Here is a 26,385-nt window from a genome sequence, read left to right as displayed (position 1 = left end):
GGAGATGAAGCATGAGTAAATTTTATCCGCTGTGCGTGGCCAACGTGCGCAATGAAACGCGCGACACCATCGCCGTCACGTTCGACGTGCCAGCCGAGTTGCAGCAGCAGTTCCGCTTCCAGCAGGGCCAGCACCTGACCCTGCGCGCCCATATCAATGCGGAAGACGTGCGCCGCTCGTATTCCATCTGTTCGGCGGTGCAGGATGGCACCCTGCGCGTGGCCATCAAGCGCACGCCGGGCGGCGCTTTCTCTACCTGGGCGAACGACACCCTGAAAGCCGGCGCCACCATCGAGGTGATGCCACCGATGGGCCACTTTAACGTGCCGCTCGACTGCGTCAATCGCAAGCACTACCTGGCGTTCGCGGCCGGCAGCGGCATCACGCCCATCCTCTCCATCATCAAGACGACCCTGCTGACGGAGCCCCTGAGCCGCTTCACTCTGTTCTACGGTAACCGCGCTTCGTCGTCCGTCATCTTCAAGGAAGAATTGACGGACTTGAAGGATGTGTACCTGGAGCGTTTGAACCTGGTCTACGTGATGAGCCGCGAACAGCAGGACATCGAACTGTTCAACGGCCGCATCACGCAGGAAAAATGCGAGCAATTCCTGCAGCACTGGATCAAGATCGAAGACTACGACAACGCCTTCATCTGCGGCCCGGAAGACATGATGCTGGGCGTCTCCGCAGCCTTGCAGGCAGCCGGCATGCCCAAGCAGAATATCAAGATCGAGCTGTTCGCCGCCAGCATCCCGAAAAACGCCCACAAGCCGCGCGCCCAGCTGGCTGCGGACGCCGTGCAGGAAACGGAAGTGACCGTCATCCTGGATGGCAACCACACCACCTTCACGATGGACAAGGACAAGGAATCCATCCTCGACGCGGGCCTGCGGCAGGGCATCGATATGCGCTACTCGTGCAAGGGGGGCGTGTGCTCGACCTGCCGCTGCAAGATCCTCGACGGCAAGGTTGAAATGGACGTCAACTACGCGCTGGAAGACTATGAAGTGGCGCGCGGCTTCATCCTCAGTTGCCAGAGTTTTCCGGTTACTGACAAAGTCGTGGTGGACTTTGACCAAGCCGAATAACCCAACTGCCACTGCCGGGGTCAGACCCGACGGGTCTGACCCCAGATTGCCGCTGTGGGTTGATAACTAAAATAGCGAGACGCCATGACCTACCAAAACATCCTCTTCACCATCGAGCAGGGCATCGCCACGCTCACCCTGAACCGTCCCGACAAGCTCAATAGTTTTACGCAAGCCATGCACGAGGAAGTGCGCGACGCCATCGCCAAAGTGAACGCCGACAGTACCGTGCGCGTCTTCGTGCTGACGGGAGCGGGCCGCGGCTTTTGCGCAGGCCAGGACTTGTCCGACCGCGCCGTGGAACCGGGTTCGAAGGGCGTGGACCTGGGCGAATCCGTGGAAAAGAACTATGCGCCGCTGGTGCTGGCCTTGAAAGCGCTGCCGATGCCCGTGATCTGCGCCGTCAACGGCGTGGCCGCCGGCGCAGGCGCCAACCTGGCGCTGGCTTGCGACATCGTCATTGCCGGCAAGTCGGCCAGTTTCGTGGAAGTATTCTGCAAGCTGGGCCTGATCCCGGACACGGGCGGCACCTTCTTCCTGCCGCGCCTGATCGGTTCCGCGCGCGCCATGGGCTTGGCCATGCTCGGCGAAAAACTGACGGCGGAAAAAGCGGAGGACTGGGGTTTGATCTGGAAATGCGTCGAGGATGCCCAGCTGGCCGACGAAACGCGCAAGCTGGCCGTGCATTTTTCTACCGCACCGACCAAGGGCCTGGCCTATACCAAGCAGGCGCTGGCCGCCAGCGGCGCGAATACCCTGCCGCAGCAGCTTGCGCTGGAAGCGCGCATGATGAGCGATCTCGGTAACAGCGACGATTACCGCGAAGGCGTGGCCGCCTTCGTGGAAAAGCGCGCACCGCAATTCAAGGGACATTGATATGGCAGCTTTGGACAATAACAGTATCGTCGCCGTCATCGGCAGCGGCGCCATGGGCGCCGGCATCGCGCAGGTGGCCGCAGCCGCCGGTTACCGCGTCAAACTGTACGATACGCGCACGGAAGCCGTCAGCAAGGCGTTGGCCGACATTGGCAAGATGTATGCGAAGCTGGCTGAAAAGGGCCGCATGACGCCCGACGAAGCCGCGGCCGCCACGGCGCGCCTGCAGGCGGCCGGCAGCCTGGCCGATGTGGCAGATGCTGCCCTGGTGGTGGAAGCCATCGTGGAAAACCTCGACGTCAAGCGCGGCCTGTTCTCCGAACTCGAAGCGCTGGTCAGCGACGACTGCATCCTGGCGACGAACACCTCGTCGATTTCCGTCACGGCGATTGCCGCCAAGCTGCGCCGCCCGGAACGCCTAGTCGGCATGCACTTCTTTAATCCCGTGCCACTGATGGCGCTGGTCGAAGTGATCAGCGGGCTGGCCACCAGCGAGCAAGTCGCCGCCACCGTCTACAATACGTCCATCGCCTGGGGCAAGAACCCCGTGCATGCGAAATCGACGCCCGGCTTCATCGTCAACCGTGTCGCCCGTCCGTTTTATGCGGAAGGCTGGCGCTTGCTGAATGAACAGGCGGGCGACGCCGCCACCATCGACGCCGTGCTGCGCGAAGCGGGCGGTTTCCGCATGGGGCCATTCGAATTGATGGACCTGATCGGCCATGACGTCAATTTCTCCGTCACGCAATCCGTGTTCGGCGCCTATTTCAACGATCCGCGCTTCACGCCGTCCGTGCTGCAGCAGGAAATGGTCAACGCCGGTTTCCTCGGCCGCAAATCGGGCCGGGGTTTTTACCTGTATGGCGAAGGCGCCGTTGCCCCCGTGGCGCAGGCGGAAGGCGCGCAAGCGAAGCCGGAATTCGTTGCCCTGTCGGCCGCCATCGGCGGCGATGGCCGTGGCCACAGCGGCATCATCCGCAGTCTGGTGCAGCGCCTGGAGCAGGCCTGCATCACCGTCAGCCGCCGCGTGACGCAGGAAGGCCAGTCGCATGACGAGGCGCCCGCCCTGCATTGCCATGGCGCCGCGATTTATCTGACCGATGGCCGCAGCGCCACCCAGCGCGCGCACGACAACCAGCATCCGGACACGGTGCTGTTTGACCTGGCGCTCGATTACGCCAATGCCAGGCGCATCGCCGTGGCCCGCGCCGACCAGTGCAGCGATGCGGCCTACGCGGCCGTCGTTGGCCTCTTCCAGGCGGCCGGTTTCATCGTCACGCGCCTGGACGACGTGCCTGGCCTGGCCGTCATGCGCACGGTGGCCATGCTGGCCAACGAAGCGGCCGACGCCGTCAACCAGGGCGTGTGCACGGTGGCTGCCGTCGATATCGCCATGCAGAAGGGCGTCAACTATCCGTGCGGACCGCTGGCCTGGGCCGATGCCGTCGGCGTCCAGCACATCGTGACCGTGCTGCACCACCTGGCGCAAGGCTATGGCGAAGACCGCTACAGGGTCTCGCCGCTGCTGCGCCGCAAACTCGCCAATGGAGCACAGTTTCATGCATAAGGAAGAGCAAATCCACGCTGCCCAGGCTTTGGCCGAAGCGGCCGCCGCCTCCATGCTGTCGCGCGATAACGCCACCGTTGCCATGGGCATCGCCCTGGCCGACGTGGGCCCCGGCCATGCCCGCATGACGATGACGGTGCGCGCAGACATGCTCAATGGCCACCAGACCTGCCATGGCGGTTTTATCTTTGCCCTGGCCGACAGCGCTTTCGCGTTTGCCTGCAACAGCTACAACCTGAACACCGTGGGCGCCGGCTGCACCATCGATTATCTGGCGCCGGGCCGTGAAGGCGATGTGCTGACGGCGCACGCCGTCGAACAGGCGCTGGCCGGCAAGAGCGGCGTCTACGACGTCAAGGTCAGCAACCAGGACGGGCGCGCCATCGCGCTCTTCCGCGGCAAGTCGATTCGCGTGGCGGGTGAAGTCATCAGCAATTGAAGTTACAAGAGCAGGCTTGAACTGCCGGAACGAATTACATAGTTATAGAACCGAATCAGGAGACAGAGATGGTCCAGAGAACCCCAGCACCGAATGACCTCGAGCCGATCGAGCGCGCCAGCAAGGATGAACTGCAGGCGCTGCAGCTCGAACGCATGAAATGGACGCTCAAGCACGCGTATGACAACGTGCCCCATTACCGCGCCGCTTTTGACGAAGCGGGCGTGCATCCGGACGACCTCAAATCCTTGTCCGACCTGGCCAAATTCCCGTTCACCGACAAAAAAGTCTTGCGCGACAATTACCCGTTCGGCCTGTTCGCCGTGCCGCGCGAGCAGGTGGTGCGCATCCACGCATCCAGCGGTACCACGGGCAAGGCCACGGTGGTCGGCTATACGCAGAACGACATCGACACCTGGGCCAATGTGGTGGCGCGCTCGATCCGCGCCGGCGGCGGCCGCGCTGGCGACATGGTGCATATCTCCTACGGCTATGGCCTGTTCACGGGCGGCCTGGGCGCGCACTACGGCGCCGAGCGCCTCGGTTGCACGGTCATTCCCATGTCCGGCGGGCAGACGGAAAAGCAGGTGCAACTGATCCAGGATTTCAAGCCATCGATCATCATGGTCACGCCATCGTACATGCTCAACATCATCGAGGAATTCACGCGCCAGGGCCTTGACCCGGCCGAGTCGTCGCTGAAGGTGGGCATCTTCGGCGCCGAGCCGTGGACGGACGCCATGCGCTCGGAAATCGAGGCGCGTGCCGGCATCGACGCCGTCGACATCTACGGCCTGTCCGAAGTGATGGGCCCTGGCGTGGCATCCGAATGCATCGAAAGCAAGGACGGTCCCGTCATCTGGGAAGATCATTTTTACCCGGAAATCATCGATCCGGAAACGGGCGAAGTGCTGCCGGACGGCGAAGAGGGCGAGCTGGTGTTTACTTCGCTGTCGAAGGAAGCGCTCCCCATCATCCGCTACCGCACGCGCGACCTGACCCGCTTGCTGCCGCCGACCTCGCGCTCGATGCGCCGCATCGGCAAGATCACGGGCCGCTCGGACGACATGCTGATCATCCGCGGCGTGAACGTCTTCCCCACGCAGATCGAAGAACTGATCCTCAAAATGCCGAAGCTGGCGCCACAGTATCAATTGGTGGTCACGCGCGACGGCCACCTCGACAAGCTGGAAGTGGTCGCCGAGCTGCGTATCGACCTCACTGCCACCATCTCGGCCAGTGAAACGGACGCGCTGGCGCGCGAGCTGGAACACCGCATCAAGACACACGTGGGCGTGAGCACGCGCGTGCGCCTCGTGGCCGCCGCCAGCATCGAACGCACCCTGACGGGCAAGGCCCGCCGCGTGGTTGACCAGCGCCCGAAGATTTTCTCCTGATAGCCCGAACAAGGAACCAGACATGAACGACGCTTTTATCTGTGACGCCGTACGCACTCCTTTTGGCCGCTATGGTGGCGCGCTGTCCAGCGTGCGCGCGGACGACCTGGGTGCGCTGCCGATTGCCGCGCTGATCGCCCGCAACCCATCCGTCGACTGGGCCGCCATCGACGACGTGTTCTACGGCTGCGCCAATCAGGCGGGCGAAGACAACCGCAACGTGGGCCGCATGGCTGCGCTGCTGGCCGGTTTGCCGGCGGCAGTACCCGCCAATACCATCAACCGCCTGTGCGGTTCCAGCCTGGACGCCGTCGGCATGGCTGCCCGCTCCATCAAGGCGGGTGAGGCGGAACTGATCATCGCCGGTGGCGTGGAAAGCATGACGCGCGCGCCTTTCGTGATGGGCAAGGCCGACAGCGCTTTTTCGCGCGCGGCGAAAATCGAAGACACGACCCTGGGCTGGCGTTTTGTGAACGGCAAGATGAAGGCGCAGTACGGCATCGACACCATGCCGGAAACGGCGGAAAACGTGGCCGTGGAATTTGGCATCAGCCGCGCCGACCAGGATGCACTGGCCCTGCGCAGCCAGCAGCGCTGGGCCGCCGCCCACGCGGCAGGCGTGTTCGAGCGTGAAATCGTGCCCGTCGCCGTGCCGCAAAAGAAGGGTGATCCAAAGATGGTCACCAGCGACGAACATCCGCGTCCCGACACCTCGCTGGAAATGCTGGCAAAGCTCAAGGGCGTGGTGAAAGCGGATGGCACTGTCACGGCCGGCAATGCCTCGGGCTTGAACGACGGCGCTTGCGCCATCCTGCTGGCGTCCGCCGCCGCCGTCGAAAAATACAAACTGACGCCGCGCGCAAAGGTGCTGGGCATGGCCACGGCCGGCCTGGCGCCGCGCATCATGGGCTTCGGTCCCTCGCCCGCGTCGCGCAAGGTTCTGGCGCAAACGGGATTGAGCATCGAGCAGATGGACGTGATCGAACTCAATGAAGCGTTTGCCGCGCAGGCGCTGGCGGTGACGCGCGACCTGGGCCTGGCGGACGACGCAGCCCACGTGAACCCGAATGGCGGCGCGATCGCCATCGGCCACCCGCTGGGCGCATCGGGCGCGCGCCTGGTGATGGCCGCGCTGAACCAGCTGGAACGCACGGGCGGGCGCTATGCGCTGTGCACCATGTGCATCGGCGTGGGGCAGGGTATTGCTGTAGTAATTGAGCGCGTATAAAAAGTAAAAACAAAAAAGGCGCAGGCTTGCAAAAAAGCGCCAACCATACATTGACCGTAGTGCCAACCTGGTGGAGACCACAATGATTGCCAATATCTTCAAGAAAACCCTGATCGCCGGCGTGCTGGCCATGTCCGCCGCGGGCGCGTATGCGGCCGATAACATCAAGATCGGCTCCGTGCTGTCCGTCACGGGTCCAGCCGCCTTCCTGGGCGACCCGGAACTGAAAACCCTGCAGCTGTACATCGAGAAGATCAACGCGGCCGGCGGCGTGCTGGGACGCAAGCTGGAACTGGTGCACTACGATGACGGCAGCGACGCGGCCAAGGCCAACGGTTTTACCAAGCGCCTGATCGAGTCGGACAAGGTCGACGTGTTGATCGGCGGCACCACCACGGGCGCGACGATGGCGATGGCGCCGCTGGTGGATCGCGCCAGCATGCCGTTCATTTCGCTGGCCGGTGCCGTTGTCATCATCGATCCGGTCAAGAAATGGGTGTTCAAGACGCCGCACACGGACCGCATGGCGGCCGAGAAGGTGTTCGAGGACATGAAGAAGCGCGGCATCAGCAAAGTGGGCCTGCTGTCGGAAACGAGCGGCTTTGGCGCCTCGGGCCGCAAGGAATCGCAGATCGTCGCCTCCAAATACGGCATCACCCTGGTGGCCGATGAAACCTACGGCCCGAAAGACACGGATATCACGGCGCAGCTGACCCGCATCAAGAACACCGCCGGCGTGCAAGCCGTATTCGTGTTCGGCCTGGGCCAGGGTCCTGCCGTGGTTACCAAAAATTATGGCCAACTGGGCATGGCTGCACTGCCGCTGTACCAGTCGCACGGCGTGGCGTCGGACGAATACCTGAAACTGTCGGGCAAGGCCGCCGAAGGCGTGCGCCTGCCAACGCCGGCCCTGCTGATCGGCGCCATGCTGCCGGACAGCGACGCGCAAAAAGCCGTCGTCGTCGGCTACGACAAGACGTATAAAGACCGCTACAAGATCGACCCGTCGACCTTTGGCGGCTATGCGCTCGACGCCCTGAACCTGTCGGTCGACGCCATCAAGCGCGCCGGCGGCACGGACCGCGAAAAAGTGCGCACGGCGCTGGAATCGACCAAGGGTTTTGTCGGCACCACCGGTGTCTTCAACATGTCGGCCAAAGACCACATGGGCCTGGACCTGTCGGCCTTCCGCATGGTCGAAGTGAAGAACGGCGAATGGCAATTGTCTAAATAAGTTCGAGAAGGTAAGCCGGAAGTACCCGCGCGGGCCGCCCTTGAAGGCGGTTCGCGCGCAGCCGAACATAATGGAGACACCATGGAAGTCGCTCAATTTCTACAATTTCTGTATTCCGGGATGACGGTCGGTTCCGCCTATGCGCTGGCGGCGCTGGGCTTCACCATCATCTACAACACCAGCGGCGTGATCAATTTCGCCCAGGGCGAATTCATCATGCTGGGCGGGATGCTGGCTGCCGTGATGTCGGCCGCCGGCGTGCCGCTGCCGCTGGCCATCATCCTGGCCGTCGTCGCCACCGGTATCGTTGGCCTGTTGATGGAAAAAACCGTGATCGAACCGGCGCAAAATGCACAGGTCATCACGCTCCTGATCATCACCATCGGCGCCTCCCTCGTGCTGCGCGGCCTGGTGCAAATCTGGCTGGGCAAGGATACGCACTCGCTGCCGGCGTTTTCCGGCGATGCGCCGATCGAATTCCTGGGCGCCAGCCTGCTGCCGCAAAGCCTGTGGGTGCTGGGCGTCACGGTGGTCATCGTGCTGGTGCTGGGCTGGTTTTTTGGCCGCACCCTGATGGGCAAGGCCATGCTGGCCACCTCGCACAACAAGCTGGCGGCACAACTGGTGGGCATCAACACGCGCAAGGTGCTGCTGTTCTCGTTCGGCCTGTCGGCCCTGCTGGGAGCTGCCGGCGGCATCCTCGTTGCACCGATCACCTACACCTCATATGACGCTGGCATCATGCTGGGCCTGAAAGGCTTTGTCGCCGCTGTCCTCGGTGGCCTGGGCGGCGGCGCGGGCGCGATCGCCGGTGGCCTGATCCTCGGCATCGCCGAAGCCATGACGGCCGGCTACATCTCGTCGGCCTACAAGGATGCGGTGCCCTTCGTGCTGATTTTATTGATCCTGTTCTTCCTGCCGCAAGGCTTGTTTGGCGCTAAAAATTCGGAGCGTGTATGACCAACTTTTTCACACGCTCGCGCCACGGCGGCTTGTTGTTGCTGGCCCTGGTGCTGGCCATCCTGCCTCTGTTCCTGACTAACGCGTTCTACTATGACGTGGCGATCCGCATCGCCCTGAACGCCATCGTCGTCATCGGCCTGAATCTGCTGATGGGCTACACTGGCCAGATCAGCCTCGGTCATGCCGGTTTCTATGGCCTGGGCGCGTATGCGTCGGCCGTGCTGACCACCCACTACGGCTGGCCGCCGCTGGCCGCGCTGGCGGCGGGCGCCGTCGCCACCGGCCTGCTGGCGCTGTTGCTGGCGCGCCCCGTGTTGAAACTCAAGGGTCATACCCTGGCCATGGCGACGCTGGGCCTGGGCATCATCATTTCCATCGTCATCAACAACGAGACGCAGTGGACGGGGGGGCCGGACGGCATCGGCGTGTCCGCCTTCACGGTGGCCGGCTTGGAAATCGCCGGCGAGAAATCGTGGTACCTGGTGTGTGCCGTACTCCTGTTGCTGGTCACATGGCTGGCCCTGAACCTGATCGATTCGCCCGTCGGCCGCGCGCTGCAGGCCATTCACGGCTCGGAAGTGGCGGCCCGTGTGGTCGGCGTCGACACGACGCGCTTCAAGGTGCGCGTGTTCGTGCTGTCGGCGGTGATTGCCAGCATCGCGGGCAGCATCAGCGCCCACTACATCGGTTTCATCACGCCCAACCTGGCCGGTTTTTTCCACTCGATCGAACTGGTGACGATGGTAGTGGTGGGCGGCATGGCGTCGATCTTCGGTTCCATCATCGGCGCAGCGTTGCTGACCATCTTGCCGCAATTGCTGTCCAGTTTTGAAGGCTGGGAAACGGTGGTGTTTGGCGTGATCCTGATGGCGACCATGATCTTCATGCCAAAAGGCCTGGTACCCAGCCTGGCCAGCCGTTCGCGCAAGCGGGCAGCCGTGCCGAAGGCGCCCGTCAAATCCGCGCAGGAGGTGTGAGATGCTGACGATTAACAATCTGAGCAAGAGCTTTGGCGGCGTGCACGCGGTGCAGGACGTGAGCTTCACTGTCAAGGAAGGTAATATCCACTCCGTGATCGGGCCGAATGGCGCCGGCAAGACGACCCTGTTCAACCTGATCACGGGGGTCTACACGCCCACCAAAGGCGAGATCCTGCTCAATGGCGAAAACGTGGCCGCCATGCCGCCCGATGCGCTGGCGCGGCGCGGCATGAGCCGCACCTTCCAGAATCTGCAAGTGTGCATGAACATGACGGCCATCGACAATGTGATGGTGGGTGCGCATTTGCGCCTGAACCAGAACCTGTTCGCCTCCATGCTGCGCCTGCCGTCCGTGCGCCGCGCGGATGCGGCTTGCCGCGACGAGGCGGCCGGCCTGATGGAGTTTGTCGGCGTGGGCCGGCATATCGACGACGAGGCGGGGCAGATGTCGTATGGCGCCTTGAAACGCCTGGAAATCGCCCGCGCGCTGGCCGCCAAGCCGAAGGTGCTGCTGCTCGATGAACCGGCCGCGGGCCTGAACCACACGGAAACGGGCGAAATCGAAGCCTTGATACGCAAGGTGGCGCAGTCCGGCGTAACGGTGGTGCTGGTCGAGCATGACATGAAACTGGTGATGAACCTGTCGGACCATATCCTGGTGCTCGACTATGGCAAGAAGCTGGCCGAAGGGACTGCCGCCGAAGTGCGCGCCAATCCCGACGTGGTGGCGGCATATCTGGGAGTGGCGGCATGATGCAAAATGAAATTCAGGCTCCGCTGGTACTCGATATCAAAGGGCTGACTAGCCATTACGGCCGCATCCAGGCCCTGCACGGCATCGACCTGCAGGTACGCCAGGGCCAGCTGGTGGCGCTGGTGGGCGCCAATGGCGCCGGCAAGACGACCCTGCTGCGTGCCATCTCCGGCGTGCAGCCGATCAGCGCCGGCAGCATCGTCTTCGCCGGCCAGGACGTCAGCCGCATGAGCGCCGACAAGCGCGTGCGCAGCGGTATCTGCCAGGTGCCGGAAGGACGGCAAGTGTTCGGCCCAATGACGGTGGAAGACAATCTGCGCCTGGGCGCCTTCACGCGCCCCCCGCAGGACGTGGCGGGCGACATGGAGCGCATGTACGGCCTGTTCCCGATTCTGAAGGAAAAGCGCTTGCTGCTGGCCGGGACGCTCTCCGGCGGACAGCAGCAGATGCTGGCCATGGCGCGCGCGCTGATGGGCCGCCCGCAACTGCTGTTGCTCGACGAACCGAGCATGGGCTTGGCGCCTTTGCTGATCGCGGAAATCTTCCGCATCGTGGCCGAACTGCGCGACCAGGGCATTACCATCTTCCTCGTCGAGCAGAACGCACACGCCGCCCTGTCGATCGCCGACGTGGGCTACGTGATCGAGACGGGCGCCATCACGCTGTCCGGCCCCGGTCCCGAATTGCTGCATAACGAACAGGTACAAAGCGCCTATCTGGGCATGTAAGGAGTCTGTATGGTCAAAGTGTATGAAATCAACGGCGTCACCCCCGTCGTCCACCCCAGCGCCTATGTGCACCCGTCGGCCGTGCTGATCGGCGACGTGATCGTCGGCCCGCGCTGCTATATCGGCCCGCTGGCCTCGATCCGCGGCGACTTCGGCCGCTTGATCCTGGAAGAGGGCGCGAATCTGCAGGATACCTGCGTCATGCACGGCTTTCCCGGCTGCGACACGGTGGTCGAAGTCGACGGCCATATCGGCCACGGCGCCGTGCTGCACGGCTGCCGCATCGGCCGCAATGCGCTCGTCGGCATGAATGCCGTGGTGATGGACAACGCCATCATCGGCGAGGAATCCATCGTCGCGGCCATGAGTTTCGTCAAGGCGGGCATGATCGTCGCGCCGCGCAGCATGGTGGTGGGCACGCCCGCCAAGATCATCCGCGCGCTCACCGACGATGAAATCAAATGGAAAAGCTCGGGCACGGGCCAGTACCACGAACTGGCCGTACGCTCCATGCACACGATGCGCGAAGTGGAAGCCCTGACGGAAGTCGAGGCAAACCGCCAGCGCTTGAATTTCGAATCGGCCTTGCCGCTGCATTTGCACAAGAACGCCGCAGCGCAGTAAAAACCAACATAGGAGTAAACCACATGGCTCACATATCCACCCTGCAAAGCCTGATCGCCGGCCGCTGGCTGGGCGAAAGCGCCGCCGTGCCCCTGCACAGCGCCTTGAACAACCGCGTCATCTATCACACGCATGCGGAAAAGATCGACTTCGACGAAGCCGTCACGTATGCGCGCAAGACGGGTGTGCCTGGCCTGATGGCGCTGGACTTCCAGCAGCGCGCCGCCCGCCTGAAGGCACTGGCGCTGTACCTGGTCGAGCGCAAGGAAGAACTGTACGCGATCTCGCACCTGTCGGGCGCCACGCGCGCCGACAGCTGGGTAGATATCGAAGGCGGCACGGGCACCCTGTTCGCCTACGCCAGCATGGGCAGCAATGAGCTGCCGTCGTCGAACGTGCTGCATGAAGGCCCGGCCATCGCGCTGGGCAAGAAGGGCGGTTTCGCCGGTACGCACATCCTGGTGCCGCGCGGCGGCTTGGCCGTGCATATCAACGCCTTCAACTTCCCTATCTGGGGCTTGCTGGAAAAATTCGCCCCGAGCTTCCTGGCGGCCATGCCCTGCATCGCCAAGCCGGCCACGGCGACGAGCTACCTGACGCAGGCCGTCGTGCGCATGATGCACGAATCGGGCTTGCTGCCTGCTGGCAGCCTGCAATTGGTGATCGGTTCCACGGGCGACTTGCTGGACCGCTTGAATGGCCAGGATTTCGTCACCTTCACGGGATCGGCCGCCACGGCCGCCAAGCTGCGCACCAATCCGAACCTGATCGCCCAGTCCGTGCCGTTCAACGGCGAAGCCGATTCGCTCAACTGCGCCATCCTGGCGCCGGACGTCACGCCGGACGATGTGGAATTCGACCTCTTCGTCAAGGAAGTCGTGCGCGAGATGACGGGCAAGTCGGGCCAGAAGTGCACGGCCATCCGCCGTATCATCGTGCCCGAGCACCTGATGGACGCCGTCGGCACGCGCTTGCGCGAGCGCCTGGCCAAGGTGGTGGTGGGCGACCCGTCCATCGACGGTGTGCGCATGGGCGCGCTGGCCTCGAAAGAGCAGCAGAATGATGTGGCCGAGCGTGTCGCCACCCTGTCGCAGGGCAACGAGGTGGTGTTCGGCGCGGCCGACGGTTTCAATCCGCTCGGTGATGGTGCGCAGGATGGCAGCTTCTTCTCGCCGACCCTGCTGCTGTGCCGCGACGCCTTCGGTAACGACGCTGTGCATGACGTGGAAGCGTTCGGCCCCGTCAGCACCATGATGGGCTACAAGGACATCGACGAGGCGCTGGCCCTGGCCGCACGCGGCAAGGGTAGCCTGGTGAGCACCCTGGTGACGCGCGATCCGAAGATCGCCGCGCGCGTGGTGCCGCAAGTGGCGGCCACGCATGGCCGCGTGCACGTGCTCGAGCGTGTGGCGTCCGTCGATTCGACGGGCCATGGCTCACCCCTGCCGCAGCTGAAGCACGGCGGCCCTGGCCGCGCGGGCGGCGGCGAGGAGCTGGGCGGCGTGCGCGCCGTGCGCCACTACCTGCAACGGGCGGCCGTGCAAGGCTCGCCGACCATGCTGGCGGCCATCACGGGCGAGTACGTGCGTGGCGCGGACGTCAACGAAAGCCCGATCCACCCGTTCCGCAAGCACTTCGAGGACTTGAAGACGGGCGACTCGCTGCTCACGCATCGCCGCACCGTCAGTGAAGCGGACATCGTCGCCTTCGGCGGCATCTCGGGCGACTTCTTCTACATGCACTTCGACGAAATCGCCGCCAAGGAGTCGCAGTTCGGCAAGCGCATCGCCCACGGCTACTTCGTGCTGTCGGCCGCTGCGGGCCTGTTCGTCTCGCCCGGCGTCGGCCCCGTGCTGGCCAATTATGGCCTGGACAACCTGCGTTTCGTCGCGCCGGTGGCGATTGGCGACACCATCCGCGCCCGCCTGACGTGTAAGCGCAAGGTCGACCGCAACCGCAAGGACGTGTTTGGCGTGGGACAGGGTGTGGTGGCGTGGGACGTGCAGGTGACGAACCAGAACGAAGAACTGGTGGCCAGCTACGATATTCTGACCCTGGTATCGAAGCGCGAGTAAGCGTTTCTGCAGTACGGCATTGACCGGCGCCACCCGCGATTTTCGTGTGGGTGGCGTTTTTTTTAGTCGGATTATTTTCCTCTTGAATTATCCATAAGTGTATGAAAAATATAGCCTAAGTGTGGTTTTGCACAGCGTGCTATTTAGATAAATACCTCTAGAACGCGTGCTTTTTCCTTGAAAACGGGCGAATTCGCTCATTGCTTCAAGAAAACTTTCCAACGTAAAACCTTTTCTCTGTAGCATGGTTTTACTCACTGGTCACGCCGCCAAACACGCTCAACGATGCGGTGGCGGCGCGAAAAAAACGGACCCGGCCTTTTACGGCCGGTGAGCCATCGACCGCGAGTCCCATTCCACGATTAACGTTCACCGCTACGGGTATTTAATTACTATGAATAAACACGTCCTGATTTTCCTGCTGGCCATGCCCTTGGCCATCAGCCATGCCTATGCCGAAGAGGTCACCGGTCCCGCAGTCAAGATCAGCGGTTACGGCACTGCTGCCCTGACCATGGCCGATACCGACAACGCGCAGTTTGCGCGCCCGAATCAGGCTGCCGGCGCTGGCCGCACGGCCCGCACGGGTGTCGATTCCAACCTGGGACTGCAAGCCAATGTCACCGTCAATCCCTGGTTGTCGGCCACCGTGCAGGGCCTGGCGCGCAAGGATGGCGAGGACGATTTCGGCGCCGAACTGGCCTGGGCCTTTGCCAAGGCGAAGGTGTCGGACAGCTTCAGCGTGCGCGTCGGTCGCATGGGTCTGCCCGTCTTCATGATTTCCGATTATCGCAACGTGGGCTATGCCAACACCATGCTGCGCCCGCCCGGCGAAATGTATTCGCAGGTTCCCCTGAACAGCATCGATGGCGTCGACGGTACCTATCAGTTCAGCGCGGGCGATACCAGCATCACCACGCAGCTGGCGCTGGGTCGCACCAAGGCCACCCTGGCCACGGGCCCCGATTCGACCGTGCAGGTGGAAGGCAAGTCCATCGTCGCCCTCAACGTGGTGGCCGAGCATGGCCCCGTCACCGTGCGCTTCGGCCGTGCCGAAACCAGGCTGACGATCAACGATTCACCCAGCCTGAACACCTTGATGGGCAGCTTGCGCGCGGCCGGCAGCGGCTACCGGATCGCCCAGCTGGGTGCCCTGGCCGATGCGCTGGAAGTCAAGGACAAGAAGGCGTCATTCACGTCCGTGGGCCTGGGCCTGGACTGGAACAATGTCCTGGTGCAGTCCGAATATGCGAAGCGCAAGACGGACAGCTATGTCAGCGACAGCACTTCGTGGTACGTGATGGGCGGCTATCGCATCGGCGCCTTCCTGCCGTACTACAGCCACGCCAGCCTGAAGGCCGATGGCCGCGTGAACAACACCGTGCCCGCATCCTGCCCTGCCGGGTATCCGGCAGCCTGCACGCTGACGTTGCGCACCCTGTCGGCCGGCGTAGACACCCTCGCGTACATGCGTAATCAGCTGGAGCAGTCGACGGACAGCATCGGCGTGCGCTGGGACTTCCACCGTTCGGCCGCGCTGAAGGTGCAGATCGACCGCATCAAGCCGAAGAATGGCCCCGGGCTGTTCGTGCAAGCCAAGCCCGGTTTCCACGGTCCCGTCACGGTGGCTGCCGCCGCCATCGATTTCGTTTTCTAAGGAGCGCCGCATGAAACCATTGATCTTGTATGTGGCTGCCTTGCTGGCGCTGTCGAACGCTGTTCCCGCCATGGCCGAAGTGGTCGTGGTGGTCAATCCGAAGAGCGCCGCCGGCGCCATGACGAATGAACAGGTGGCGCAGTTTTTCCTCGGCAAATCGACGGCCATGACGCCGATCGACCAGCCGGAAAGCGCCCCCGTGCGCGCCGAGTTTTACAAGAAAGTGACGGACAAGGAACCCTCGCAAGCGAAGGCCCTGTGGTCCAAGCTGGTCTTCACGGGCAAGGCGACCTTGCCGAAGGAAGTGGCCAATAGCGCGGACGTGAAGAAGGCTGTTGCAGCCGATCCGAAAGCCATCGGCTATATCGAAAAGAGTGCCGTCGACGGCACCGTCAAAGTGGTGCTGACGGCGCCATAAAGCCTGCTCGGGCCGCGCGCCATGCGGCGGCCCGACAATCGATCAACATCAGGAGACAGCAATGAGCATCAAACGCAAGATATGGGCGCTGCCTGTCGTCTCGGCCGTGATTTTCGGGCTGGGGCTGGCCGTCAGCGCCTATCTGTCCACGGCCACGCTCAATTCCATCCACGCCACCGAAAGCGCCGACTATCCCGTGCTCGACATGGCCAAGTCGCTGACCCTGGACGTGGCCGCCGTCGGCGACGCCCTGCGCGATGCCGTCAGCGAAGGCGACAAGGAGCGTATCGGGCAAGTCGGCGGCCAGGCCGTCAAGCTGCGCGCCAAGCTGGCGGCCTTTGCGGCGATCCCCGGCCAGCGCGAACAGGGCCAGCGCCTGGCCAGGGAATTCGATGTCTACTATGCGCCGGCGCTGAGCGCGGCGCGCATCATGCTGGAAATGGAGGAGGGCGACCCGCAAGCGACCGTGGCGCGCATGCAGGGTGCGCTGGCGGTGCTCAACACGGACCTGGAAAAAACCAACGAACAGGCGCAAATACAGTTCAAGCAGGGCATCGAACGCAGCGCGGCCAATGTGCGCAATGCGCTCAATACCAGTATCGCCGTGGCGTTGGCCGTCATCGTCTGCCTGGTGGCCGTGTCGCATTTCGTCGTGCGCGCCATCTGGCAGCAGCTGGGCGGTGAACCCGAATACGCGCGCCAGATTGCGCGCGCCGTGGCCGATGGCGACCTCTCGATGAACATCGTGACCGAGGCGGGCGACCAGGGCAGCTTGCTGGCGGCGCTGAAGGACATGCGCGCCAAGCTCGGCGGCATGGTCTCGGACATCAAGGCGTCGGCTGAAACCATTCAGGTGGCCAGTGCCGAGATTGCCCAGGGCAATGCGGACCTGGCCGCGCGCACGGAATCGCAGGCGGGCAGCCTGGATCAGACGGCGCGCAGCATGGATAGCCTGACCGCCACCGTGCGCGACAACGCCGCCAACGCGGGCCAGGCGCATGAACTGGTGGTGTCGGCATCGTCGGTTGCCGTGAAGGGCGGGCAGGTGGTCAGCCAGGTGGTCACCACCATGGGCGAGATCAATGATTCATCCAGGCGTATCGTCGATATCATCGGCGTCATCGACGGCATCGCCTTCCAGACGAATATCCTGGCCCTGAATGCGGCCGTGGAAGCGGCGCGCGCGGGCGAACAGGGGCGTGGCTTTGCCGTGGTGGCGTCCGAAGTGCGTAACCTGGCGCAGCGCAGCGCGGCAGCGGCGCGCGAAATCAAGCAATTGATCGGCGATTCGGTGGCCAAGGTGAATGTCGGTTCGAAGCTGGTCGACGAGGCGGGGCTGACCATGGGGCAGATCGTCGATTCCGTGAAAAAAGTGGCCGACATCATGGCCGAGATCAGCGCCGCCAGCCAGGCGCAAAGCGCTGGCATCGGCGATATCGGCGTGGCCATCGGCAGCATGGATCAAATGACGCAGCAAAATTCCGCGCTGGTGGAAGAGGCATCGGCGGCGGCCGAATCGCTGCAGGAACAGGCCGTGCAACTGGGCACGGCGCTGGCTGTGTTCAAGCTGGCGCAGGGAAGCGCGCCGGCGATCACCACCGTGCCAGCGGCACGGCGGCTGGCGTTGACGAAGGCGGCTTAAACCTTCAGCCCGAACGGATCGTCGATGCTGTGCGCTGGTTCGGTGAACCAGCGCGGGCCGTTTTCCGTCATGTAAAAATGGTCTTCGTGGCGGATGCCGAATTCGCCGGGGATGCAGATCATCGGCTCGTTCGAGAAGCACATGCCGACGTCCAGCGGCGTCGTGTCGTTGCCCACCAGGTAAGGCCATTCGTGGATATCGAGGCCGATGCCGTGGCCCGTGCGGTGCGGCAGGCCGGGCAGCTTGTAGCCGGGGCCAAAGCCGTCCGACGCCAAAGAGACGCGCGCCGCGCGGTCCACGTCGCCGCAGGGTACGCCCAGCTGCGCGGCGGCGAATGCGGCTGCCTGCGCGGCCTTTTCGCTGTTCCACACGCTGCGCTGGCGTTCGCTGATGGCGCCAAACACATAGGTACGCGTGATGTCGGAGATGTAGTTCATCACCTGGCAGCCCGTGTCGATCAGCACCATGTCGCCCGCTTTCAGGGTCTGCACGTAGTTGACGCCATGCGGATAGGCGGTCGCTTCGCCGAACAGCACGATGCAGAAATACGAGCGGGGCGCGCCCACCTTGCGGTGCGCGCGCTGGATGAATTCTTCCACTTCCACCGTCGTGATGCCTTCATACAGCATGCTGGCCGTGGCCACGTGCACGGCCAGGGTCATGTCCATCACGCGCTGCATCAGGGCAATTTCCGCCGGCGACTTGCGGCTGCGGCAGTACGCCGTCACGGCGCGCGCGTTTTCCAGCGCGTAGCCGGGGGCCAGCGGTTTGATGCCGTCGTAGATGAAGAAGGCAGCGCTTTCGCAGATGCCCACGCGCGGCGACGCGGCCGCATCCTGGGCTATGCCCATGCGCGCCAGCACGTCGACGAACAGCTGGTACGGGCTTTCATGCTCTTCCCAGCAATTGACCTTGCCCTCGATGAGCATAAAGCCCGTCAGGGTGCTTTCCTCGAAGGCGGGAGCGATGTATTCGAGCTCTCCGCTGGCCGGCAGGATGGCGCCCACCATGCGTTCGCTGGCATACCACTTGGTACCAGTGAAATAGGTGAGGTTGGCACCCGCGTTCAGGTAGATCGCGGCGATGCCCTGTTTACGCATGAACGCCTGCGCCTTGGCGATGCGCTGCGCATGTTCGTCCTTGCCGATGGCGACCATGCCGGACGTCATGTCCGACAGCGATGCCAATGCTTGTTCGATGGAAGTGCCACCTATGCTCATGCCTGCTCCTTTGTTCGATGCTGAATATGGAATGCGGGCATGATATCAGTTCGCGCCTTTCGGCTTGAGCCCGGGCGCGCCGCCGGCCGCATCGGGCGGTGCCAGCACCAGGTCGTGCGGATACGTGAAGTGCCAGTCCACGTAGCGCTGCTTGCGGCGCAGGCTGGCGTCTTCGTCGAGAAAATTGTCCTGCTTGATGGGGAGCTGCGGCGACAGCGAATGGATGCCGACGATGCGTCCCTCCTGCCGCAGCAGACCCCATTCCGCCTTGCCCGTGACGGGGTCTGCATACAGGCGCCGCAAGTGCCGCCGGGCGTTGGCAAAGCGCGGGTCGCGCAGCAGTTCCTGCAAGGTCAGTGGGTAGCGGGGCCGCCCGTCGGCCGGCGTACTGTCGTAGTAGCGGCCCAGGGCATTGCGGAATTCATGGCCGATGAACAGCAGCTCGCGCTCCTTGTCGCGCCGCGCGGCCGTGGCATGCAATTCGCTGGCCAGCACCAGGCCCACGCCCATGAAGGCGACCAGCATCAGGGTCCAGATGTACGCGAAGCCCCGTGCGCGGCGTTGAAATCTAGAGCTGCTCAAAGGGGATGCCCTCGCGCGTCTTGCCCTTGGCGCCGCTGCGCACGTCGGCCACGCCGCCGATCTCGCCATTCGGCGAAGGGATCAATTGCCAGGTGGCGGCGGACTCCGTGACAGGGTCCAGCGGCACGCTGCGGAAGTAATGGTGGGTCACCAGGTCGGCCAGTGCTGCCGGATACTCGCCCTTGTCGGCATAGTATTTATCCAGGCCGCTCCTGAGCACCTGCAGGTTTTCCTTCAGGGCGACCTCCTTCGATTTTTCCACCGAGCCGAAATAGCGGGGAATGGCGATCGTCAGCAGCAGCGAGATGATGGCCAGCACCACCAGCAGTTCGACCAGGGTAAAGCCGCGCCGCGGGCCAGTTGTCTGCATGGCGATCACCATTCCTTGAGCGGCACGCCGTTCAGACCTGCCTTGGTCGAGCGCGAGGCGACGTCGAACACGTCTTCGCCTTCGCTGGGATTGTCGGGCGGCGAGGCGTAGGCGCGCTTGCTCCAGCTGTCGGCCGCGCTGCCCGCTTCCCTGGGCTGGAACGGGTCGCGCGGCAGGCGGCGCAGGAAATAGATGTTCTGTTTCGAGGGGCTGCGCTGGTCGGGCACGCCCTCGACCAGTTCCTCGAGCTTTTTCGGATAGCCGGATGCGCCCAGCGACAGCTTGATGCGGCCATTGTCGGAAGCGCGCTTGTAGGTATCGATCGCTTCGCGTATCTCGATCAGGGCGCTGCGCAACTCCTGTTCCTTCGCCCTTTGCTGCGCCACCTGCGCCATCGGCACGGCGACCGTGGCCAGGGTCGCCATGATCGCCAGGGTGATCATCAGCTCGATGAAGGTAAAGCCCCGCTGCTTCACTGGCCACCTCACTGGCCACCCTTTACAGTGGCCTTGTCGCCGGCCGCTGGCGCCTCGTCGCCGCCCGTCATGGGCGAGCCGCTGCGTGGGGCGGCCTGCTCGGGCGCGGCGACGGCTTCGGGGCTACCACCCACGCTGGCGCGGCCGCCCACGGATGCCTCGGTGCCGGAGTTGAATTCGGCCGTCATCAGGTCCGGGCGGCGGATGCTGCGCAGCAGGCGCGGCGTGATCGACAGCACGATTTCGCTGCGCATGGCGTCGTCCTTCTGGCTGCCGAACAGGCGGTTCAGCACAGGCAGTTCGCCCACGCCCGGCACCTTGTTGGCCGTGCCCCGGTCTTCATCGCTGATCAGGCCTGCCAGCACCTGCGTCTCGCCATCCTTCAGGCGCAGCACCGTCGAGGCGCTGCGCGTGCCGATCTGGTAAGCCTGCGTGCCCGTCTTGCTGATGACTTCCTTGACGACATTCGACACTTCCAGGTTGATCTTGATAGCCACTTCGTCGTCCAGGTAGACGTTCGGTTCGACGTCGAGCTTCAGGCCCACGTCGATGTAGTTGACGCTGTCGGAACTGACGCCGTTATTCGTCGTGACGGTAATGACGGGCACGCGGTCGCCGATGAGGATCTTGGCCTTTTCCTTGTTGCGTACGCGGATGCGCGGGTTGGCCAGGATATTGCTGTCGCTGTCCGTCTTGTTGGCGTTCAGGGTGACGCCGCCGATGCCCAGGTTGATGTTGTCGCCATTGATGCGGTGCAGGTCTGCCACCTTCAAGCCACCCAGGCCCCCCGTGCTACCTGCGACGCCGGCCAGTGTCAGGCTGGCCTGATCCGGCCAGCGCACGCCCAGTTCCATCAGGCGCGTGCGCTTCACTTCCAGCACCTCCACTTCCAGCATCACTTCCGGGTCGGCCAGGTCCTGCACGTTGATGATGCGTTCGGCCATGCGTACCATTTCCGGTGTATCGCGCAGCATGATGATGCCCAGGCGTTCATCGGTGACGACATCCTTGGCCTTGAGCAGGGTCTTGATGGAAAACGCCACCGTCTTGACGTCCGCATTGGCGAGGAAGAAGGTGCGCACCACGAGCTGCTGGTAATCCTTCACCTTTTGCGGCGTGTTCGGGTAGATCGTGATCGACTTGTCGCTGGTGACGCTTTGCTCCAGCTGATTGGCGCCCAGCAGCATGGCGATCGCCTCTTCGATGCTGGTGTCGCGCACGGAGATGGTGGCGCGCAGGGCCGGGTCGACTTCCTTGTCGAAGACGAAGTTCAGGCCCGACACCTTGCTAAGAAGATCGAACACGGAGCGCAGCGGCGCGTCGCGAAACTCGAGGGTCACGGGTTTGCGGTAGGCGGCCGCCAGCTTGCCGCCGGCCGGCAGGTTTTTTGACTGCGCCTCGCCGATGCGGCTTTTCAGGGCCAGTGCCTCGCGCTGTGCGGGGCGTTCCTGCAGCACCTGGCGCAAGGCTTCCTGCGCCTGCGCGATATTCGCTTCGCCGCCGCGCTGGTAACTGGCCTGCGCTTCCTGCACCAGCTTGCGGTGCCGTTCATCCTGTGCCACGCCGGCCAGGCCCCGCTGCGCCACGTCGTTGCTGGCATCCAGCACCAGCGCCTGCTGGTACAGCGCTTGCGCTTCGGGCAGGTTGCCCTGCTGGCGCAGCGCCTCGGCGCGGCCGTTCAGGTTGTTCAGCGCGCGCATCCTGCCATTGGTGACGGCGATGCGGTACTTGGCGTTGGTCGGTTCGGCTTGCGCCGCCTGTTCCAGCAGGGCCAGGCCCTGTTCCGTGCGACCGGCGCCCAGCATTGCCTGGCCATCGTTGTAGGCCTGGTTGCCGGCGCAGGCAGCCAGCAGGGACAGCATCGAGAGCAGGGTGATGACAGTGCGTGACATACGTGCGGCGCGTCGTTTCAATTGAGGTCCCCTACGGCGAGTGTCTGTTTCAGGTTGAGCGGCAGATAGGTAAATTGCAGTGCGCCCTGCACCACGCCGTCGAAGCGGTAGCGTTCTTCGAGCGTGTCGCCGGGGCGCGCCACGACGTTGCGTTCACCCGCTTGCAGGAAGTAGGCAGCCTTGCCTTCGTCGACGAAACGGCCAAGGAATTGAAAGGGCAGTGGCGGCGGTGCGTTCGCGTCGACGGCGGCGACAGCGCGCGTGGCCTGCGCCGCCTGTTGGTCGAGCATGATTTTTTTCGGCGTCTCCGGCTGCCAGCTTTGCTTAGAAAACAGGGTGGCCGCTTCGTCATCGTCGAGCGCGCGCCGCGGATGGATCGCCAGCGGACGGCCAGACGCCGGCACCGCGGCATCGGGAAGCAAGGGTGCTGGCGTCACTCGCTCCACCTGGCGCGTGGTGGCCGTGGCCGGTCCCACGATGCTGCCTTCATCCTCGGGCGCGAAGAGGGCGGCCAGCAAGGTGGCCACGGCGGCGCCTCCCAGTACGGCTTTTTTCATCGGCGTACCTCCGCTTTTTTCACCAGCAGGATGAACTGGATGCGCGCGTCGATCTCGCCCGCCTCGATCTGCTCTCGCTTGAACAGCACGGAGTCGAGCGTCAGGGTGGGCAGCTCCTGCAAGGCGTCGACGATGAACGTTTGCAGCTGCGCGTATTCGGCTTTCACGGGCAGGGTGATCTGGTAGCGCAAAAAGGCCGTGTTGCCGTCTTCCTGCGGCTTGTAGTCGGCCTTGGCCAAGGTGACGCCGCTCTTTTGCGCCACATCCAGCAAGGTTTTCAGCTGCTCGGGAATGCTGTCGTGCGCGGGCAGGTAGGCGTGAAAGGCGGCCAGGCTATCGGCATCGGCATCGAGCGAGATGGCCGCCGGCGGCAGCGCCGACTGTCTGGCCGCAGCGGCCAGTTGCGCCGCCAGTTGCTGCTGGCGCGCGGCCAGCGCCTCGCCTTGCTGCATGGAGAAGGCGGCCAGCGCCAGGCAGGCCGCGCCGATGGCGCTGGGCCAGCCCAAAGTACGCCACAGCCGTTGCGCTTCCCACCGCAGGCGCGGCGGCAGGCGCAGTTGCAGGCGCGGACGCGCCACGGGCGTGCTGGCTTTCAGCACGGATTTTATTGCCGCCATTGCGCCTCCAGCTGAAAACGGTACGGGTGTTCGGGAGCGTTCGCATTCATCTCGTGTTTGAGCAGGTACACGGAACTGAACATGGGCTGCTGGTTCAGGAAGGCCAGGTAGTTGAGCATGTCCTGTGGCGTTTCCGCTTCGGCGGCGATTTTCAGGACGCTGGCGCCATCCTGTCCCTGCTGCGCGTTCAGGTCCAGCCCCAACAGAGCCACGCGCACGTCACGCGGCGCCTGCACCGTTTTGACCAGGCGCGTGACGGGCAGGTTGAGCTGGCGCACGGCGACGGCCACCTGTTTCAGTTCGCTGTCGCGTTCGCGCTGCTGGGTCGCCGAGAGGGGGGCGCGCACGGGATGCGCGGGCTGCAGCTGGGCCAGTTGCGCTTCCAGGCGCCGCGTTTCCTGCGCCTGCACCAGCCAGTACACGGCGGCCGGCAGCAGCATTAAGCCGCCCGCCAGGCACAGGGCCAGACGCCAGCCGCTGAATGTCTGCACTGCACCGGGCGCCAGCAATTCCAGGCGGCTCAGGCCCATGCAGCCTCCCGCATCAGGTGGGCGGCGCCGGCCACGGGGAGGGGCTGAAAGCGCGCCGGCAGCGCATCCTGCGGCACGCCGCTCAAGTCGAGCAGCGCTACGTGTTCGATGGCGTCGAGCTGCGGCGCACGCAAGTTCCAGCGCCGCCACGCCCGATCCAGTTCGTCGCCCCAGGCGGCGCCGCAAGACTGGCTATGCAGACCCGTGATGCGCCCGCTGCTTGCCGTTGCCAGCAGCAGCCGTCCCCCTTCCACCAGGGCGAAGGCGGCAGGCTTGTTGCCGGCGATACTGCGCCAGGCTGGCCCGACGATGGGTTCGATGGACAGGCAGCGCCGGCCATGCGCGGCGGCTGCATCCTGCACCCCTTGCAGCAGGGCCGCATCGACGCCGCAGGCCAGGCGCGGCTTGCCGTACGGCGCATCGTCGGCAGCGAGGCGCCAGGTGCGCGCGCTATCGCCGTAGACGGCGGCGAACTGGCTGTGCAGGAAGCGCTGCGCGCTGGCCCGGTCGAGCAGGGCGCCGCTCCACGGCACCATCAGCATGGCGCACCAGCGGCTGGCCAGGCTGACGGCCAGCGGCAGTTTTTTTTCATTGTGCTGTTCGAGCCAGCCGCGCAGGGCGGCCAGCGCCACTTCCCAGCTGGCGTCGGGATTCAGGATGGGCACGTGAAAAGCGCTGTCCGTTACGGGACGGCCGGCGCGGCGCAGCACGCCGTCCAATCCGTGCGGCGCCAGGTGCAGGCACAGGGTGGCGCGGGTAAGGCGTTCAATAAGTGACACGATTGAGCTCCGCTAAAGTGGTTTCGCCGCGCCGCACCAGGTCCAGGCCCGCTTCGCGCGCCAGGCGAAAACCGTTGCGCGCCGCCTCTTCCTTCATCTGGCTCAGGGGCGCGCGCGTGCAGATCATTTCGCGCATCGCATCGCTGAGCATCAGGACCTCGGCGACGGCCTTGCGCCCCTTGTAGCCGGTGCCGCGGCAGTGGCCGCAGCCCTTGCCGGCCATGAATTGCCAGTCCTGCACCTGGTGCAGGGCCAGGCCGCTGTCGCGCAGCTGCTGCGCATCGGCCAGCACCTCGGCGCTGGCGTCGACGGCGCAATGGGCGCAATTGAGGCGCAGCAGGCGCTGCGCCACGATGCCGTTCAGGGCCGCCGCAAAGCTGTAGGCGTCGACGCCCATGTGCAGGAAGCGGCCGACCACATCAAAGACGTTATTCGCATGCACGGTGGTAAACACCAGGTGGCCCGTCAGCGCCGCCTGCACGGCGATCTGCGCCGTCTCGTCGTCGCGGATTTCGCCGATCATGATCTTGTCGGGATCATGGCGCAGGATGGAGCGCAGGCCGCGCGCGAACGTCAGCCCCTTTTTTTCGTTGACGGGGATCTGCAGCACGCGCGGCAAGCGGTATTCGACGGGGTCCTCGATGGTGACGATCTTGTCGCGCCCCGTATTGATTTCCGTGATGGCCGCGTACAGCGTGGTGGTCTTGCCGGAACCCGTGGGGCCCGTCACCAGCAGCATGCCGTGCGGCTTGGCGGCCAGGCGCCGTATCTGTTCGATGGCGTCCTCGTTCAGGCCCAGGCTTTCCAGGCGCAGCGCCTGCGCCGCCTCCGTCAGTGCGCGCCGGTCCAGCAGGCGCAGCACGGCGTCCTCGCCAAAGATATTGGGCATGATGGAGACGCGGAAATCGATCTCCGCCCCTTTCACGCGCACCTTGAAGCGGCCATCCTGGGGGATGCGGCGCTCGGCGATGTCGAGGTCGGCCATGACCTTGATGCGCGAGATGATCTGTTCCGCCATCGCCAGTCCCTGCACCTGGCCCGCCTGCACCAGCACGCCGTCGACGCGGTATTTGATGACCAGGCTGGCCACGTCGCATTCGAGGTGGATGTCGCTGGCCTGAAATTTCAGGGCGTCGTAGATGGTGGAGTTCACCAGCTTGACTACCGGACTGCTGTCCTCGCTGATGCGGATCAGCGAGATGTCTTCGATGCTTTGGTCGAGTCCTGGAACGTCATCCCCGTGCTGTATTTCCTGCATCGCCTGCTGCACGCTTTCCTGCTGCAGCAAATAGGCGGCCAGGTCGTCCGGATGGGCCAGCGCCACGGTGAAGGGCGTGGACAGGGCGAAGTCGGCCCACTGCAGCAGGTCTTCGCTGAAGGGATTGCCGATGACAAGCACGGGCGGTGCGCCGGGGGCGCCCGGCTGCAGCAGCACGCAGTCGCGCTGGGCGCAATCCGTGTAGGGCAGCAGGGCAAAGGCGGGCATGGCGGCCTGCAGTTCGGCCATCGTCCACGCAGGATAGCGGAACAGGGCGGCCAGCTGGCGCAGGAAGACTTCGGGCGGCAGGGCCGCCGTTTCCTGCAGCACGGCCATCTGCGGGCGGCCCTGTTCCAGTGCGCTGGCGTGGGCGCGGCGCAGCATGGCCGCATCAAGCACGGCCCGTTCTTCGTCGCGTGCGTTCATGGCAT

At 64.2% G+C, this 26,385-nt stretch carries 26 protein-coding genes; 16 read left to right on the top strand and 10 right to left on the bottom strand.

All coding sequences use genetic code 11. The features are described 5' to 3' along the window. Positions 1-11 precede the first annotated feature (11 nt). The 16 genes from paaE to O3299_RS17445 all read left to right on the top strand — a co-directional run bounded on the left by paaE (position 12) and on the right by O3299_RS17445 (position 17,673). The gene (gene paaE / locus O3299_RS17520; protein WP_305054072.1) at positions 12-1,091 is read left to right on the top strand and encodes a 1,2-phenylacetyl-CoA epoxidase subunit PaaE; all 1,080 of its coding nucleotides are present in this window, start codon (positions 12-14) and stop codon (positions 1,089-1,091) included. Between the two features lie 84 nt (positions 1,092-1,175). Beyond that, the gene (paaG, locus tag O3299_RS17515) at positions 1,176-1,967 is read left to right on the top strand and encodes a 2-(1,2-epoxy-1,2-dihydrophenyl)acetyl-CoA isomerase PaaG (protein WP_251350199.1); all 792 of its coding nucleotides are present in this window, start codon (positions 1,176-1,178) and stop codon (positions 1,965-1,967) included. A gap of 1 nt (position 1,968) precedes the next feature. Continuing rightward, a complete protein-coding gene (gene paaH, locus O3299_RS17510; RefSeq protein WP_251350200.1) occupies positions 1,969-3,534 on the top strand; it encodes a 3-hydroxyacyl-CoA dehydrogenase PaaH in 1,566 nt (521 codons plus the stop codon). After that, complete coding sequence (gene paaI, locus O3299_RS17505) at positions 3,527-3,973, top strand: hydroxyphenylacetyl-CoA thioesterase PaaI (protein ID WP_251350201.1); 447 nt, start codon at positions 3,527-3,529, stop codon at positions 3,971-3,973. Before paaH ends, paaI begins: the two co-directional genes overlap by 8 nt. Before the next feature lie 68 nt (positions 3,974-4,041). After that, on the top strand, positions 4,042-5,370 hold the full coding sequence (paaK, locus tag O3299_RS17500; protein WP_251350202.1) for a phenylacetate--CoA ligase PaaK: 1,329 nt from the start codon (positions 4,042-4,044) through the stop codon (positions 5,368-5,370). A 22-nt stretch (positions 5,371-5,392) separates the two neighbouring features. Then, entirely contained in the window at positions 5,393-6,598 is a 1,206-nt protein-coding gene (gene pcaF, locus O3299_RS17495; protein WP_305054071.1) for a 3-oxoadipyl-CoA thiolase, read from the top strand. Between the two features lie 82 nt (positions 6,599-6,680). Continuing rightward, positions 6,681-7,832 carry an ABC transporter substrate-binding protein gene (locus O3299_RS17490; RefSeq protein WP_305054070.1) on the top strand — a complete coding sequence of 384 codons (1,152 nt, stop codon included), beginning with the start codon at positions 6,681-6,683 and terminating at the stop codon, positions 7,830-7,832. Between the two features lie 81 nt (positions 7,833-7,913). Beyond that, on the top strand, positions 7,914-8,792 hold the full coding sequence (locus O3299_RS17485) for a branched-chain amino acid ABC transporter permease (RefSeq protein ID WP_230538975.1): 879 nt from the start codon (positions 7,914-7,916) through the stop codon (positions 8,790-8,792). After that, the gene (locus O3299_RS17480; protein ID WP_251350205.1) at positions 8,789-9,772 is read left to right on the top strand and encodes a branched-chain amino acid ABC transporter permease; all 984 of its coding nucleotides are present in this window, start codon (positions 8,789-8,791) and stop codon (positions 9,770-9,772) included. Before O3299_RS17485 ends, O3299_RS17480 begins: the two co-directional genes overlap by 4 nt. Position 9,773: 1 nt before the next feature. Next, complete coding sequence (locus O3299_RS17475; RefSeq protein ID WP_305054069.1) at positions 9,774-10,529, top strand: ABC transporter ATP-binding protein; 756 nt, start codon at positions 9,774-9,776, stop codon at positions 10,527-10,529. Further along, entirely contained in the window at positions 10,529-11,257 is a 729-nt protein-coding gene (locus tag O3299_RS17470; RefSeq protein ID WP_305054256.1) for an ABC transporter ATP-binding protein, read from the top strand. Before O3299_RS17475 ends, O3299_RS17470 begins: the two co-directional genes overlap by 1 nt. A 9-nt stretch (positions 11,258-11,266) precedes the next feature. Further along, complete coding sequence (gene paaY / locus O3299_RS17465; RefSeq protein ID WP_289903419.1) at positions 11,267-11,881, top strand: phenylacetic acid degradation protein PaaY; 615 nt, start codon at positions 11,267-11,269, stop codon at positions 11,879-11,881. Between the two features lie 23 nt (positions 11,882-11,904). Beyond that, a complete protein-coding gene (gene paaZ / locus O3299_RS17460) occupies positions 11,905-13,956 on the top strand; it encodes a phenylacetic acid degradation bifunctional protein PaaZ (protein ID WP_305062808.1) in 2,052 nt (683 codons plus the stop codon). Between the two features lie 394 nt (positions 13,957-14,350). After that, positions 14,351-15,613: a hypothetical protein gene (locus O3299_RS17455; protein ID WP_305062807.1), complete on the top strand. Its 1,263-nt coding sequence runs from the start codon at positions 14,351-14,353 to the stop codon at positions 15,611-15,613. A 10-nt stretch (positions 15,614-15,623) separates the two neighbouring features. After that, positions 15,624-16,031 carry a hypothetical protein gene (locus tag O3299_RS17450; RefSeq protein ID WP_251350208.1) on the top strand — a complete coding sequence of 136 codons (408 nt, stop codon included), beginning with the start codon at positions 15,624-15,626 and terminating at the stop codon, positions 16,029-16,031. 61 nt (positions 16,032-16,092) lie between these two features. Next, on the top strand, positions 16,093-17,673 hold the full coding sequence (locus O3299_RS17445) for a methyl-accepting chemotaxis protein (protein ID WP_305062806.1): 1,581 nt from the start codon (positions 16,093-16,095) through the stop codon (positions 17,671-17,673). On the opposite strand, the gene O3299_RS17440 is transcribed toward O3299_RS17445, so the two are convergent. From O3299_RS17440 to O3299_RS17395, 10 genes are read right to left on the bottom strand one after another with little or no spacing between them, the layout of a single operon-like run. Further along, a complete protein-coding gene (locus O3299_RS17440) occupies positions 17,670-18,893 on the bottom strand; it encodes a Xaa-Pro peptidase family protein (RefSeq protein ID WP_305062805.1) in 1,224 nt (407 codons plus the stop codon). The genes O3299_RS17445 and O3299_RS17440 overlap by 4 nt on opposite strands. Before the next feature lie 45 nt (positions 18,894-18,938). Then, a complete protein-coding gene (locus O3299_RS17435) occupies positions 18,939-19,475 on the bottom strand; it encodes a type II secretion system protein (protein ID WP_305062804.1) in 537 nt (178 codons plus the stop codon). Continuing rightward, entirely contained in the window at positions 19,462-19,845 is a 384-nt protein-coding gene (locus tag O3299_RS17430) for a type IV pilin protein (protein ID WP_305062803.1), read from the bottom strand. The genes O3299_RS17435 and O3299_RS17430 overlap by 14 nt, the downstream gene beginning before the upstream one ends. Before the next feature lie 5 nt (positions 19,846-19,850). Next, complete coding sequence (locus O3299_RS17425; protein WP_305062802.1) at positions 19,851-20,333, bottom strand: type II secretion system protein; 483 nt, start codon at positions 20,331-20,333, stop codon at positions 19,851-19,853. After that, positions 20,330-22,213 carry a secretin and TonB N-terminal domain-containing protein gene (locus O3299_RS17420; RefSeq protein ID WP_305062801.1) on the bottom strand — a complete coding sequence of 628 codons (1,884 nt, stop codon included), beginning with the start codon at positions 22,211-22,213 and terminating at the stop codon, positions 20,330-20,332. The genes O3299_RS17425 and O3299_RS17420 overlap by 4 nt, the downstream gene beginning before the upstream one ends. Before the next feature lie 17 nt (positions 22,214-22,230). Further along, positions 22,231-22,770 carry a hypothetical protein gene (locus tag O3299_RS17415; protein WP_305062800.1) on the bottom strand — a complete coding sequence of 180 codons (540 nt, stop codon included), beginning with the start codon at positions 22,768-22,770 and terminating at the stop codon, positions 22,231-22,233. Next, positions 22,767-23,387: a type 4a pilus biogenesis protein PilO gene (gene pilO, locus O3299_RS17410; protein ID WP_305062799.1), complete on the bottom strand. Its 621-nt coding sequence runs from the start codon at positions 23,385-23,387 to the stop codon at positions 22,767-22,769. The genes O3299_RS17415 and pilO overlap by 4 nt, the downstream gene beginning before the upstream one ends. Beyond that, positions 23,375-23,917 carry a hypothetical protein gene (locus O3299_RS17405; protein ID WP_305054058.1) on the bottom strand — a complete coding sequence of 181 codons (543 nt, stop codon included), beginning with the start codon at positions 23,915-23,917 and terminating at the stop codon, positions 23,375-23,377. Before O3299_RS17405 ends, pilO begins: the two co-directional genes overlap by 13 nt. Beyond that, entirely contained in the window at positions 23,908-24,696 is a 789-nt protein-coding gene (locus O3299_RS17400; protein ID WP_305062798.1) for a hypothetical protein, read from the bottom strand. Before O3299_RS17400 ends, O3299_RS17405 begins: the two co-directional genes overlap by 10 nt. Continuing rightward, positions 24,683-26,380 (bottom strand): GspE/PulE family protein, encoded by a 1,698-nt coding sequence (locus O3299_RS17395; protein ID WP_099666463.1) that lies wholly within the window; start codon positions 26,378-26,380, stop codon positions 24,683-24,685. Before O3299_RS17395 ends, O3299_RS17400 begins: the two co-directional genes overlap by 14 nt. Positions 26,381-26,385 lie beyond the last annotated feature (5 nt).

It is taken from the genome of Janthinobacterium sp. SUN176, from assembly GCF_030587335.1.
Taxonomy (GTDB): domain Bacteria; phylum Pseudomonadota; class Gammaproteobacteria; order Burkholderiales; family Burkholderiaceae_D; genus Janthinobacterium; species Janthinobacterium kumbetense.
The sequence above is the reverse complement of the archived record's forward strand: the minus strand, read 5'-3'. Positions and strand labels throughout refer to the sequence as shown.

Bases quoted from the DNA above. Each gene is read 5' to 3' on its own strand.
- paaE (WP_305054072.1), top strand. From the start codon at position 12: ATGAGTAAATTTTATCCGCTGTGCGTGGCCAACGTGCGCAATGAAACG.
- paaG (WP_251350199.1), top strand. From the start codon at position 1,176: ATGACCTACCAAAACATCCTCTTCACCATCGAGCAGGGCATCGCCACG.
- paaH (WP_251350200.1), top strand. From the start codon at position 1,969: ATGGCAGCTTTGGACAATAACAGTATCGTCGCCGTCATCGGCAGCGGC.
- paaI (WP_251350201.1), top strand. From the start codon at position 3,527: ATGCATAAGGAAGAGCAAATCCACGCTGCCCAGGCTTTGGCCGAAGCG.
- paaK (WP_251350202.1), top strand. From the start codon at position 4,042: ATGGTCCAGAGAACCCCAGCACCGAATGACCTCGAGCCGATCGAGCGC.
- pcaF (WP_305054071.1), top strand. From the start codon at position 5,393: ATGAACGACGCTTTTATCTGTGACGCCGTACGCACTCCTTTTGGCCGC.
- O3299_RS17490 (WP_305054070.1), top strand. From the start codon at position 6,681: ATGATTGCCAATATCTTCAAGAAAACCCTGATCGCCGGCGTGCTGGCC.
- O3299_RS17485 (WP_230538975.1), top strand. From the start codon at position 7,914: ATGGAAGTCGCTCAATTTCTACAATTTCTGTATTCCGGGATGACGGTC.
- O3299_RS17480 (WP_251350205.1), top strand. From the start codon at position 8,789: ATGACCAACTTTTTCACACGCTCGCGCCACGGCGGCTTGTTGTTGCTG.
- O3299_RS17475 (WP_305054069.1), top strand. From the start codon at position 9,774: ATGCTGACGATTAACAATCTGAGCAAGAGCTTTGGCGGCGTGCACGCG.
- O3299_RS17470 (WP_305054256.1), top strand. From the start codon at position 10,529: ATGCAAAATGAAATTCAGGCTCCGCTGGTACTCGATATCAAAGGGCTG.
- paaY (WP_289903419.1), top strand. From the start codon at position 11,267: ATGGTCAAAGTGTATGAAATCAACGGCGTCACCCCCGTCGTCCACCCC.
- paaZ (WP_305062808.1), top strand. From the start codon at position 11,905: ATGGCTCACATATCCACCCTGCAAAGCCTGATCGCCGGCCGCTGGCTG.
- O3299_RS17455 (WP_305062807.1), top strand. From the start codon at position 14,351: ATGAATAAACACGTCCTGATTTTCCTGCTGGCCATGCCCTTGGCCATC.
- O3299_RS17450 (WP_251350208.1), top strand. From the start codon at position 15,624: ATGAAACCATTGATCTTGTATGTGGCTGCCTTGCTGGCGCTGTCGAAC.
- O3299_RS17445 (WP_305062806.1), top strand. From the start codon at position 16,093: ATGAGCATCAAACGCAAGATATGGGCGCTGCCTGTCGTCTCGGCCGTG.
- O3299_RS17440 (WP_305062805.1), bottom strand. From the start codon at position 18,893: ATGAGCATAGGTGGCACTTCCATCGAACAAGCATTGGCATCGCTGTCG.
- O3299_RS17430 (WP_305062803.1), bottom strand. From the start codon at position 19,845: ATGCAGACAACTGGCCCGCGGCGCGGCTTTACCCTGGTCGAACTGCTG.
- O3299_RS17420 (WP_305062801.1), bottom strand. From the start codon at position 22,213: ATGTCACGCACTGTCATCACCCTGCTCTCGATGCTGTCCCTGCTGGCT.
- O3299_RS17415 (WP_305062800.1), bottom strand. From the start codon at position 22,770: ATGAAAAAAGCCGTACTGGGAGGCGCCGCCGTGGCCACCTTGCTGGCC.
- pilO (WP_305062799.1), bottom strand. From the start codon at position 23,387: ATGGCGGCAATAAAATCCGTGCTGAAAGCCAGCACGCCCGTGGCGCGT.
- O3299_RS17405 (WP_305054058.1), bottom strand. From the start codon at position 23,917: ATGGGCCTGAGCCGCCTGGAATTGCTGGCGCCCGGTGCAGTGCAGACA.
- O3299_RS17395 (WP_099666463.1), bottom strand. From the start codon at position 26,380: ATGAACGCACGCGACGAAGAACGGGCCGTGCTTGATGCGGCCATGCTG.